Consider the following 12,476-nt stretch of genomic DNA (forward strand, 5'->3'; position numbering starts at 1 on the left):
TAACAACCCACCCCCTACGGGGGGGTCTTGATACTAATATATACTAGTTTTCCCTTAAAATCAACCCTAAAAAAGAAATTCTCAACAAATATTGTCCACTTAACCTTGAACTCATAAAGCTAAACCCCATAGGGTAAGCCTATTACGGCTCGCCTACGGGGTTATTTTATCGATTCTATACTATTTTATTAATTTTCAATTGTATAAAAATACTTATCTCTTTAAACTCAATTTGGGCCCCATGTATTTCCCAGATTTTTCTCGATGCTAGATTATCATAGTCTTATTCAGGTCAATAACCGTCCCAAGAATCCTTTACTATTTTGCCACTGCTTCTTTTGCAGTCTGCAGGCGCGAGTGATGTAAAGTTAGGTACAAGCCCAATAAAATCACCGCAGCCCCAGCCAATTGGAGAACTCCAAGAGTTTCGTCCAAATAAACCCATGCAAAAGCAATCGATACAACTGGGCACAAATACTGAGACAGTGATGCTTGCGTACTTCCTAACCTACCCACTACCCAAATCCACACCGTGTTCGCCATGACTAAAGCAAACATAGAGGAAAAGAAGATGCTGTACAGAGCCGCCTCTGGTATGATACTCCAGTCAATACCTCTTAGCTCTGGCAGTGCAATAATAAGAAATAGTACTGCATTAAAAATCATTATATAAGCAAAAATTTGATACGTAGAGTATCTATCATTTAACTCTTTAATAAACACTGTATAGTAACCGTAGCAAAACTGACCGACTAAAAGCAGTAAGGCTCCTATTAAATGAGGACCAAGCAGACTCAACTCCTTATTCGAGCCCACTACAACAAGGAGTACCCCTAGCAGCCCTGTTACAATGCCTGCCGTCATACGCCGTGAGATGGCTTCTATCTTACATATTCTGTTTATCACCGCGACTTCAACCGGAAGAGTAGCAAGTACTAATGACGAATTCCCCGCGGTAGTCTGGGACATTCCAAATGTAATAAGCACCTGGTTAACGAAAAGAGCAAACCCACCAATTATTGCTATTTTTTTGAGATCGTCTATCGGCATGGGCTTGTATGCTTTTGTAATAAGCAGAACTGCTACAGATAAAATTGCTGCGATTATAAGCCTGCACGCATTGTAAACCATCGGAGACAAAGACATTAGGCCAATTTTCATTACCGGAACATTAAGTCCCCATATTACTGTAATGATAAGCAAAAGTATTTTAGCATGCCTATCTCTGTTGCCGCGACTAGTATCCAATTATTTCTACCTCGTTTCTGTATGCGTTGTGTCGATGGCTAAGGACACTATTTACACTTTGGTTGACGCTTACTTTATTGACATATTTTCTTTTTCACCCCGGCAAGTTCATCAATCATAGCGGGCCGGCGCTGATACATTTCAGTCAAGTGTTCTATCATATTCATTGCATTCACTTTCCCGCCCGCGTCTGATAGGTTTTTGATGATTCGACAAACATTCTTATATTTGCCCCGGTCAGTAGCCTGTTGGGCTTCTACCAATATATATTTTTCGTAAATTTCATACGTTGCTTGCGGATAGTCCTCTGCAAGCTGTTTCCCGTAGTGCATGATGAAAGCTATATGCTGTTTCACCACATCCAGCAGTAAGGAAGTTTCACCTTCCTGGGCCAGCAGCGAAGCATAGGCATGAGGCATCACACCCTTTGATAACTCTTGCCAAAGCACTTCCCTTTTTTGGCTCCAAATACCCTGCTGCAGGTATAGTTCTTTTAGTTTCTTGAAATAGGAAGTATCGCCATGAAAAAGTATAAACCGAATCAGTTCCTCACGTTTCTCTTCATTGGCCATTTCGGTATAAAGTCGTTCCAGGTAATAGGCCCAGGGCGCAGGCTTGTTGAAACAACCTCGCGTATCTTGCTGTAATGCTTCCGTACATAAATTCTCTGCTAACAAGTAATTCTTGGCAGTTATCGCATTCTCAATAACAAGAATCCGGATTTCCGGTACATGAATATTATTCATCAGGTAATACTCTGCTGCGTCCCTGCCTTCCAGCCGTTCGATCAATCCATGGGTAATAAGCAGTTTGTCAGGATAATCGTCCCCATCATACATGGCGCCAAGGACTGGGAATACAGCATATATCTTCTGTGCCTGCTTTTGGTTTTGGACAAAGTAGACAGCCGATTTTAGCAGTTGATAGCCTTGCTCAGACCACTCTTGAAAGGCTTTATTTTTGACATTCTTGATAATGGTGTCAAAAAAATGTTGCTGTTTTTCTTCATGAACAGCATTACAAATCTTGTCTATCTCGGTAATACAGCCATAAATGACATCCCCTGCCGCTCCTGATGATGTGTCGGCATGGGAAATCAGTTTAACCGCCTCGACAAGTACCATAATGTAGATGTCAAAGGCCTGCTGATAGTCAGCGGCTTGGGCATGATCTTCGGCAATTTGCATAACGGACATCATTTCACCACATACCCGATTGCAGCCGCTGTAGGACACAAAGCCATGGTCAGAAGAACGGCGGATGGTTGCTTTGATTTGGTTTTTTAGATCGGTTAGTTGTTGGTTGATTGGCATAGTATGCTCCTCCGTAGAGATAGAAGTTCTTTTAACTCTTATAATAACTCACCCTTAAACGCCCGCTGCATAATGCTATTGAAGTTGTTTTACATTTTCGTAAGGCTTTGCTGCATAAGGGCTTTTTGCTGTTCGGTTTTTTCGACGATGGCGGCGAATTGGTTGGAGACCGAGGGGAGGAAGGGGGATTTCTTATCTCTATTTTACCACTTTTCTTCCTTGGCAGTATGAAAAAACCGCTAAAGCTCATCATTTTAGCGGTTTTTTCGGCTAGTTTTCACATGGCCTCCTACCATCACTAGTGAAATTTATGCAAACAGACTTCGCCTTCTTTGCCGTCGTTCAATTTCTTTATCAAAAATATACTTTGCAATTTTATTGGTCATCTTATCATTTAGTTCGCAAAACTTGATCGATGCAAAATGTTTCTGGGATGCTGTTTTGGGGTATTTAATACGAACAAATTCCCCCTTCACTTTCAATGTCGTTTGATCCCACAAGGATAGTGTAACCATAACCTTTGAATCTGCAGGTGGTGCTACTGGCATAGCAACCTGCAATCCACCAGCACTAAAATCTTTTGTGAGTGTTTTTATTGCTTTGCTTTGACAATGTTCATCTAGAAATTCCAGTACTACCTCCAAGCAAATCTTAAGTCTTACATATTCACGCAATTGAGTCCGTTGAATATGAATTGGCAGAGAGAGCTCCCACAAAGCAACAACATCCCACCGATACCCCTGCAAGATAGCTTTAAAATAATAGGCACATTCCTCAGCGGTAATCCTCGCTTCGACTATATCACCAATGCTAGATTGCATTATCTTGTCTTCGCGAAATGGAGACAAGATAAACATAGACTTTTCGCCAATTGATTCAATGAAGCTCGAATAAATAAATTCTTCTTGTGTTTTCAAATCATTGTGTGTAATATCTATTTTTTCTAGTGTGCCCAAAATGCTGATGTCCATAGATCCCCCATAAATCTACTCAACACAAAAGATGTGTTATCCTGGTAATTCGGTAAAAACGGTTTACACTTAGAATTCGTTACGCGGATCACCGGAGCCATACATAATACCACTAGCTGGATCAACCAGGATCGCATTGACATCTCCCATATTACCTTTGACGACTACCTGGTAACCCCTGATAGTCAAATTATCAATAACATCTCTTACCAAGCCGTTCTTTTCAATTCGGAGTTCATCGGGCTGCCACTGCATGTGTATCCTTGGAGCGTCTACTGCTTCCCGAATATTCATATCATAATCAATGACATCGGAAATAACCTGCAGTACCGTAGTGATGATCCGTGAACCACCCGGACTACCTACTACCATAAACAACTTATCATCTTTCAGAATAATGGTTGGTGACATTGAGCTCAACGGCCTCTTATAGGGCTCAATCGCGTTGGCGTCGCCGCCTACCAATCCGTAAATATTGGGTACACCTGGTTTAATCGAAAAATCATCCATTTCATTATTCAACAGAAATCCGGCACCACTCACTGCTGCTCCACAACCATAGTAATCATTAATCGTATAAGTAATGGCCACTGCATTACCCCATTTATCCACGATAGAATAATGGGTGGTGTTTGTTCCTTCATGCATTGCAGGTTGTCCAGACCGTACCTCGCTGCTAGGGGTTGCCTTGTTCAGGTCAATTTTACCGCGGATTTCTGCCGCATAGTCTTTAGATATCAAACCTTTCACCGGAACCTTAATGAAATCCTGGTCGCCCATGAATTCGGAACGATCAGCATACGCATACCGCATTGCCTCCGCCAAACTATGAACAGCTTGGGAAGATCCATATCCCATGGATTTTAAATCATAGCCTTCCAAGATATTTAACATTTGTATGATATGAGTACCGCCAGAACTGGGCGGACACATAGAGATGACGTCATAACCGCGGTAAGTTCCTTTTACCGGTTCCCTCCATATTGGCTTATATTTAGCTAAATCCTCTTTCGTAATAATGCCGTCATTTGCTGCCATATCCTTTGCAATAAGTTCAGCGATCTCACCTTTATAGAAAGCATCTGGACCTTGTTGCGCAATCAATCGCAACGTTTTTGCCAAATCCTTTTGTACTAATACTTCTCCTTCGTTATAGGTAGATCCGTCGGATTTCAAAAAGTACTGCCTGGAAGATGCGAATTTATTCAACCGTTTGGCATACTCTTTAAAAGTTTCCGCTTGCCGGGCTGTGACGGTAAATCCAGTTTCTGCATAACGAATAGCTGGCTGAATCAACGTAGCTAAACTTTTGCTACCATAACGATTCAACATAGCACTCATACCAGCAACCGTTCCAGGAACCCCTGCTGCCAGATACCCTTCTACGCTGGCATTAGGAATGACATTGCCATCCTTATCAAGATACATATCCCGAGTTGCTTTACCGGGCGCAAACTCCCGGAAATCTAAAGTAACATCGTCTCCTGCCGCCGTATGAATGACAGCAAAACCACCGCCGCCGATATTACCGGCTACCGGATGGACAACGGCCAAAGCATAGCCTACCGCCACAGCGGCATCAATAGCGTTGCCACCGTCATTCAACACCTGCAGGCCGATATCATTGGCAATTTTTTGGGTTGTCATGACCATGCCAGCACTACTCTTATCTGGTCGAGCCGAAGCCGCCTGAACTATGCTGTTGAATGGGGTCACTAAGGTAATCAATAAGGATAACACGCAGATAATTGACACCGATTTAGAAACAAATCTCATAAACGCACTCCCCCCCCCTTTATCAGCTACTAGTTAATAATTTCGCTGCACAAATGCCAATTCCTCCCAATATAGAACAAGAACATTCATTTTTTCTTGACAAATAGCTGCATTGCTGATAGTTTTAATTAGTATTATGACATAAGTACCTCATATAATCTCGGGAATATGGCCTGAGAGTCTCTATCTGGTAACCGTAAATTACTGGACTATGGGTGAACTAAAATCATTGATGCAAGTTCAGATAATAAAATCTGAACTTGCATCAATGATTAATAATGCCTATATGACCCAGGCATTATTCTGCAGAAAAACCCCGGCAGTAATTTCACTCATGGCTAGAGTGTTACTTCTGTCAGGGTTTATTTTTTTTTAAGGAGAGGAGAACATATGACATTTGAAGATCTTTTAGCAGCATTAGGAGTTATTATTAACGGATTGCCTCAGGGGCTACTTGCACTTACTTTCGGCTTTGCATCGGTTCCCACAGCAGCCGGCTTTATTGCGGGAGCGATTGGCTGCGGTGTGCTGGGAATTGTCGCCCCTATTTCCTTTCAGGCGGAAACTATAACATTGGTAGGAACCATGGGGCGCAATATTCAGGAGCGCCTATCAATGGTCTTCTGGGAAGGCAGTATTCTACTGGTTATTGGTTTATTGGGTATTTTTACTAAAATTGTAAACTTTATCGGCCCGGTAATTACCAATGCCATGATGGCCGGAGTTGGCATTATCCTGACAAAAGTTGCGATTGATATGACGCGCCGCAATCCGGTCATTGGCGGAATCTCTATTGTTAGCGCCTTGCTAACATACTACATCACGCCCAACCCAGCCAACAAACTTGTATTTACAATCGTAGTATCGGTACTTGTGGCAACAGTTGCCTGTATTCTGTTAAAGCGCCAAAACGAATTATCTTATGACGAATCTCGGGAAAAATTCATTTTTCAAAAACCAATCTTAAATACCAATGTCGTTCGTGGCACATTGGGTATTGTCACTCTTAACATCGGAGCAAACATTGCCTTTGGTAATATTACAGCTCAGACAATTGCCAAAACAGATGTCAATTTGGATCATTTGACTATTGTCAGCAGCATCGCCGATATGGCCTCTTCACTATTTGGCGGTGGTCCTGTCCAGGCCATCATATCGGCCACAGGTGCAGCACCGCATCCTATGCTGGCTGGCGTATTAATGATGGGACTCATGGCTGTTATCCTGTTATCCAAACTTCTGCCGAAAATTGGCAAATTTGTTCCCAATGAATCAATTGCCGGTTTCTTACTTGTTTTGGGCGCAATTGTTACCGTACCGGTAAATGCCAGTCTGGCCCTGCAAAGCGGCGTCGGTACACCTGATACAATTGTTGGCGGTGTGACAATGGCTGTAACGGCAATAACCGACCCGTTTGTAGGGATGGTATCTGGGTTAATCGTTAAATTAATGCTTACGTTGTTCGCATAGGAGGTAACATACAATGCCTGAAACATACACCCTGAGACTTTGCGGCTTAGAACGAAAATTGCCCATTATTCAGGTATCGCCGACATTAAGTATTGCCAGTTTTGTCATATTAGGCGATACGGAATTGATTTGCCGGGTTGCACCCGAACTAGTTGCGCGGTTGCCGGAAATTGACGTTATTGTCACGGCCGAAGCTAAAGGAATCCCGTTGGCCTTCGAAATTTCTCGGCTCATGTCAATGAACTACATAATTGCCAGAAAAAGCGTAAAGCCATATATGCAACAACCCCTGGTTGTTTCGGTAAATTCCATTACAACCCAAAAAGAGCAAATCCTTTGTCTAGACAATAAAGATGTTCTTACCATCAAAGGAAAACGAGTTGCTATTATTGATGATGTTATCAGCACAGGCCAATCGATTAACGCCGTTGAACAACTCATACACCAAGCCGGCGGCACCGTGACCGCACGAGCTGCCATATTAGCTGAGGGAGATGCGGCTGACCGTAGTGATATTATCTATCTTGAAAAACTGCCATTGTTTATCAAAAATTAAAACAAACTTAGAAAAAGAGTTGCCCAAATAAACGATTGGGCAACTCTTTTTCCAATTCCCTGATCAACCAGTCTTCTGCAGCTGGAATTTTTGGTATCCGGCCTAATAATTCGTCGCTACTGATGGTATTGGCATTAGCAATAATTACTTCACATGCATTGTAATGCTGTGTATAATATATATAAATATTACGAATAGAAGGTGCACTTCAATGGATAGCAATGATTTGAAGGTAATAAAGCAACTTATGGAGAAAGGCCGTTCAACTTGGGCGGAATTAGGTTCACTATTAGGTTTATCTGCACCTGCTACGGCAGACAGAGTACATAAATTAGAAGAGGCGGGGGTGATAAAGGGTTACTCGGCATTAATTGATCCAGATGCTATTGGTTGTGGACTAGCGGCACTAATATCTGTAATAGTAGAGCACCCAGAACAGCGGACACCTCTATTAAGGAAAGTTAATGAGCTACCTGAAATTCTAGAGTGCCACCATGTAGCAGGAGATGTTGATTACATTCTTAAGGCCCGTTGTACTAGTACACGAGATTTAGAGAGACTGATCAGTACAGAGATAAAGTCTTTTCCTGGTATAAAAACAAGAACTATGGTAATTCTTTCGACGGTAAAAGAAACTGCAATACTACCATTAAACATAGGAAAGGAGTAGAAAAAAATGTTATTTTTGATTAAAGGTATCATTTTAGGCTTCTCTATTGCCGCTCCGGTAGGACCTATAGGATTACTTTGTATCCGGCGCACACTAGCTAATGGTATGGGAAATGGCTTTATATCGGGCTTAGGCGCTGCTACCGCTGATGCACTATATGGCTTTATAGCTGCACTTGGTATTTCAACTGTATCGATTTTTTTAGTAGATCATCAATCCTACCTGCGCCTTATCGGAGGGGTGTTTCTACTTTATTTAGGTTATACAACATTTAAATCTATGCCTGCTGAAGTTGCTGCAAATGCAAGCGGTGAAGGACTTATAGGTGCTTATGCATCTACCTTATTTTTGACCATTGCTAATCCGATGACTATAATGTCTTTTGCCGCTGTTTTTGCAGGATTAGGGATAGGTGCTACAGGTGAGAATTATATATCATCGTTTTTTTTAATTATTGGTGTTTTTATTGGCTCTATGCTTTGGTGGTTAATCTTAAGCGGAATGGTTACTGTGCTGCGCCATAATTTAGACGGAAAACGCTTACAATTGGTCAATCAACTTTCAGGACTTATAATTACTGGCTTTGGTATATTTAGCCTAATTTCCATTTAAAACAGGTCATTATATTCTGTCTACTTGACAAGCTACCGTTCAGTTTACTGCTTTTGTTCGATTTCCGTAACACATTCATTTTTGATCTTGCCAACCAGGAATTGTAAGGCGTCGATAACATGCGGCCTAATATCGCCGCCAATCAGTACATACATTATATCATCGCCTAGGGTAAGCTGGCCCTCATTCAGCCAAACCTTAATATAGAAGATGCCTTCCATTTTATGGGTTTCATCAATTGCTGCATCAACTTTTGCAGCATCATACGCGAATTCCATTCCCTTTACCAGCGAACCGTCATCAAGCCCCTGGCGAACCTGGGCTTTAGGTGTCTGGCGAACAACGCCATTATGGACCAAAAACATGCCTTCTTGTAAAGCAGATGGATGAGCTTTTGCTTCTTTGAGCCAAGCATCAATAGATGGTGGTACTTTTTTTATTTTTTCATTTGTCATAAGATAACACGCTCCTCTTTTCGTGTTTTTATTATAACAAAAATAGCTTCCTACATTCAATACCGCCACACATTTTTAACCTCCCACCCCGAGCTCTTTATATTTCCCTTAGTTAATTCTTCCGGAACCAAATGCACCTCAGCCGCAACATACGTATCACCTTGGTAATTGCCTACTCCTGCGAAAACGCTTATATGATTTCACGCATTTTTTCTTGAATTGCATAAGTATTGTTTGACATGTGTTGTAACGAAGAAGATTCTTGCTGCGATATCGAAATATTTTCTCTAACCGTCCGCCCAATATCACTCATGGAGGTTTGCGCTAGCTGTAGTGTTCTACTAATTTTATTTACCGAATCCGCAGAGTAAGTAGCTAGTTTACGGATTTCATTAGCAACGACCGCGAACCCTCGACCATTATCACCAACTCTTGCTGCTTCAATCGCTGCGTTTAGTCCAAGTAAATTAGTCTGGCCCGATATATTCTGGATGAACTCAAGAATAGTATTCAGTTCACTTAGTTGTACCTCAGTTTTACTCAAATGTTCTTCCATCTGCTGATATCTGACAGCAATCCCTTCCGACGCGGCAGTCATACTCTGAATAGCACCAAAGATACCGTCCAATTCCGAGGCTACACTTCTTATAAGAGCTTCCCTTTCCTGTCCGGCCTGCATTTTGCTTATCTCTTCCGTTACGATGATAGCAGCCATTTTTTGCAGCGGGCGAACCTGCTCCGGATCTCCAGATATCCCTATACAGCCGATACGTTTCTCATGATATTGGATTACACCATTATAGCCTGGTTTTACACCCCGCATGTTGTCTGCTTCCTCAACAGTGATCGCAATTTCATCAACTTCACCAGCCATTATCTTATGGGCTCCGGCATGGATAGTTCCTAATCTTTCCAATTGTTTTGTAGCGATTATTTCTCCACCTTCGCCCATAAAATTCACATTATTGCCGGTTACCTCATAGATTAGCTGGACAACATGATCCGCTAATTCTTTCGGTACCTGATGTGGCCAATTCAAACTCATACTGCACCTCCTAAATTAACTTAAAACAATATAACAAGTACTTTCTACATGTAAAGAAAAGACAATGCTCGGTCAATTGAGCATTGTCTTTTTGATGGAATTCGTTTAGAATCCCCTTAAAACTCAATCACAGTACCAACAAAGGCAGGTGTGAATTTCTTGCCGAAACGGCCTCGTAACTCAGCCATCATATCAAAGCCGGTACAGTGGTTTGCTGCAATAAAATCAGGCGAGTATTGTTCTAAGGTTGTTAGGCTGCGTTCCTGTTGGGTGTTAGAAACCGGACCTAAATGAGTTCCCCCTATCCAACCGGCCAGCCGAGTTTGCCCGGTTATTTCAAAACCTCGCTGCAGTGTATTGACTAATCCAGAATGGCTGCACCCGCCGATAACCACTAATCCTTTGTCGCTAGCATAGTACAGCGATGTATCGTCAGGAATATCATCCTGGCAGTCACAACCATTTTCTGCACAAACGACTAGCTTGGTGTCGCCTTTCTCAAAGGTAGTTTTTCGTGGCATGCTGCCACTAAACCATAAATTCGGTGCTATTTCAAGAGGATCATTCGTTAATTTCCAATTGGCGCCCAAACAAATACTTTCTTCTTTCTCAAAAGGAATACCAATATGTTCGCGTCCCCCACCTGAGACCGAATATCGCATACCAAATATTTGGCTATGAGCATAAATGGGTATGGGTTTACGCCGATGCCTGAGAATATGGGGTATACCTCCAGTATGGTCGTAGTGCCCATGACTAATCGCAAGAGCATCTAGCTGGAGCGGGTGTATACCGAGTAGGCTCAAGTTATGGATGACGGCAGAGGATTGTCCCGCGTCTAGTAGAAGTTTGAATGAGTCAGTTTCTAATAAAAGCGACAGACCATGTTCAGCAAGAAAGGGCTTTTTTGCACTAATGGGGACTGAATTATCGACAACAACCGTTACTTTCATAAAGGACACCTCCTGCACAAATTGATTTTAACTAACAAACTGACTAAAGATTAGTAGCGTAATTAGTCCGATAACAGACGCTATTGTTGTTGATAGAGTGTAAGTTTTAAATAAGTCACTCATCGGCATGCCGAAGTATTCTTTTACAAACCAAAATCCGGGATCATTTACATGGGAAAAGCCAATAGCTCCTGTGCCAATGGCTACAGCAACAAGGGCTGTATCAAGCCCGGGGTATAGCGGCAATAATGGAACAACAAGCCCAACCGCTGTAATCATGGCAATGGTTGCGCCACCTACAGCAAAACGCATTATCGCCGCTACACTCCAAGCGAGTATAAGCGGGTTAATTTGCCATGCCATGAGAAGCGATTTTATAGCATCCCCGATACCACTATCCATAAGAATTTTATTAAATGCTCCGCTGGCTCCGATGATCAGTAAGATGGCCGCCATTGGACCAATAGCTACTTCACTTAATTTCTGGATTTTTTCCATGTTCATGCCCCGATTTAGGCCTAAGGTCCAGTATGACAAGATCACAGCCAGGAATAGTGCGGTAACAGGATCTCCAATAAAATTCACATACACCATACTAGGATGTGTTTTTCCGAGAGCAAACTCCAAAACGGTTTTAGAAATCATTAATAATAACGGAAATAAGATGGTAAATAACGTAATACCAAATGGTGGTAGTTTTTCGTCAGGAGTAGGTTCAGCCTTGCAGAGATGTTCTGGTGGATTTAACTTAAATTTGTTGCCCACCAATTTCCCAAAAACGGGACCTGCCAGAGCCGCTGCCGGTAATCCGACAATTAAGCCGTAGAGAATGACCTTACCAACATCTGCCTTCAGACCTACAGCTACTGCCATAGCAGCCGGATGGGGCGGCACGATGCAGTGGACAGTAAGTAGGCCGATTATCATGGGAATTCCAACCATTACTAGTGACATTCCTGCTTCAATGGCAACACAAAACAATAATGGCATCAATAACACAATTCCAACCTGAAAGAAAACTGGAATCCCACATATATATCCGACAATCATCATTGCCCAGTGAGAATTTCTTTTACCCAGGACATTTATCATGGTGCGCGCCAATCTTTCGGCACCACCTGATATTTCCATCATTTTACCGACAATGGCTCCGAGAGCCAGGATAGGGGCAAGCATCCCCAAGAACCCGCCCATGCCCAGTTCAATAGATTTTAGCATCTTATCAAGCGGCATTCCTGTTGCAAATCCAATAAACAGACAAGCGGTTAGCAGTGCAACAAAAGCATGAACCTTGAGTCGAATGGTAAGAAAAATAATTAATGCAATAGCCATAAAAAGAACAACCATCATTAAACCCGTTGTGCCCATAGTTACCTCCCTTAATTATTATAATTTTACGGTCTTGAC

General features: G+C 42.2%; 12 protein-coding genes and 1 riboswitch. Of the genes, 4 read left to right on the forward strand and 8 right to left on the reverse strand.

Annotated elements, in window-relative coordinates:
• Positions 1-318: 318 nt before the first annotated feature.
• The 4 genes from ACZ449_RS11715 to ggt form a co-directional block, all read right to left on the reverse strand.
• Positions 319-1,248: a DMT family transporter gene (locus ACZ449_RS11715; protein ID WP_464261180.1), complete on the reverse strand. Its 930-nt coding sequence runs from the start codon at positions 1,246-1,248 to the stop codon at positions 319-321.
• Between the two features lie 74 nt (positions 1,249-1,322).
• Positions 1,323-2,561, reverse strand: coding sequence for a hypothetical protein (locus ACZ449_RS11720; RefSeq protein ID WP_464261181.1), 1,239 nt, complete (start codon positions 2,559-2,561; stop codon positions 1,323-1,325).
• Between the two features lie 308 nt (positions 2,562-2,869).
• A complete protein-coding gene (locus tag ACZ449_RS11725) occupies positions 2,870-3,532 on the reverse strand; it encodes a flagellar brake protein (protein ID WP_464261182.1) in 663 nt (220 codons plus the stop codon).
• A 69-nt stretch (positions 3,533-3,601) separates the two neighbouring features.
• Positions 3,602-5,308, reverse strand: a complete 1,707-nt coding sequence (ggt, locus tag ACZ449_RS11730) for a gamma-glutamyltransferase (RefSeq protein ID WP_464261183.1) — start codon at positions 5,306-5,308, stop codon at positions 3,602-3,604.
• A 130-nt stretch (positions 5,309-5,438) separates the two neighbouring features.
• Positions 5,439-5,540: riboswitch (purine riboswitch) on the forward strand.
• Between the two features lie 158 nt (positions 5,541-5,698).
• On the opposite strand from ggt, the gene ACZ449_RS11735 reads away from it, so the two are divergent.
• The 4 genes from ACZ449_RS11735 to ACZ449_RS11750 all read left to right on the forward strand — a co-directional run bounded on the left by ACZ449_RS11735 (position 5,699) and on the right by ACZ449_RS11750 (position 8,616).
• Positions 5,699-6,778 (forward strand): hypothetical protein, encoded by a 1,080-nt coding sequence (locus ACZ449_RS11735; RefSeq protein WP_464261184.1) that lies wholly within the window; start codon positions 5,699-5,701, stop codon positions 6,776-6,778.
• 13 nt (positions 6,779-6,791) lie between these two features.
• Positions 6,792-7,334: a phosphoribosyltransferase family protein gene (locus tag ACZ449_RS11740; RefSeq protein ID WP_464261185.1), complete on the forward strand. Its 543-nt coding sequence runs from the start codon at positions 6,792-6,794 to the stop codon at positions 7,332-7,334.
• A gap of 211 nt (positions 7,335-7,545) precedes the next feature.
• Positions 7,546-8,004 carry an Lrp/AsnC family transcriptional regulator gene (locus tag ACZ449_RS11745; RefSeq protein WP_464261186.1) on the forward strand — a complete coding sequence of 153 codons (459 nt, stop codon included), beginning with the start codon at positions 7,546-7,548 and terminating at the stop codon, positions 8,002-8,004.
• A 6-nt stretch (positions 8,005-8,010) separates the two neighbouring features.
• Positions 8,011-8,616: a LysE/ArgO family amino acid transporter gene (locus tag ACZ449_RS11750; RefSeq protein ID WP_464261187.1), complete on the forward strand. Its 606-nt coding sequence runs from the start codon at positions 8,011-8,013 to the stop codon at positions 8,614-8,616.
• A 44-nt stretch (positions 8,617-8,660) separates the two neighbouring features.
• On the opposite strand, the gene ACZ449_RS11755 is transcribed toward ACZ449_RS11750, so the two are convergent.
• The 4 genes from ACZ449_RS11755 to ACZ449_RS11770 form a co-directional block, all read right to left on the reverse strand.
• Entirely contained in the window at positions 8,661-9,071 is a 411-nt protein-coding gene (locus tag ACZ449_RS11755) for a molybdenum cofactor biosynthesis protein MoaE (RefSeq protein ID WP_464261188.1), read from the reverse strand.
• Positions 9,072-9,261: 190 nt separating this feature from the next.
• Positions 9,262-10,116, reverse strand: coding sequence for a sugar diacid recognition domain-containing protein (locus ACZ449_RS11760; RefSeq protein ID WP_464261189.1), 855 nt, complete (start codon positions 10,114-10,116; stop codon positions 9,262-9,264).
• A gap of 116 nt (positions 10,117-10,232) precedes the next feature.
• Positions 10,233-11,069, reverse strand: coding sequence for an MBL fold metallo-hydrolase (locus tag ACZ449_RS11765; protein ID WP_464261190.1), 837 nt, complete (start codon positions 11,067-11,069; stop codon positions 10,233-10,235).
• 27 nt (positions 11,070-11,096) lie between these two features.
• On the reverse strand, positions 11,097-12,437 hold the full coding sequence (locus tag ACZ449_RS11770) for a GntT/GntP/DsdX family permease (protein WP_464261191.1): 1,341 nt from the start codon (positions 12,435-12,437) through the stop codon (positions 11,097-11,099).
• Between the last annotated feature and the right edge of the window lie 39 nt (positions 12,438-12,476).

This window comes from Desulfosporomusa polytropa (assembly GCF_055380075.1).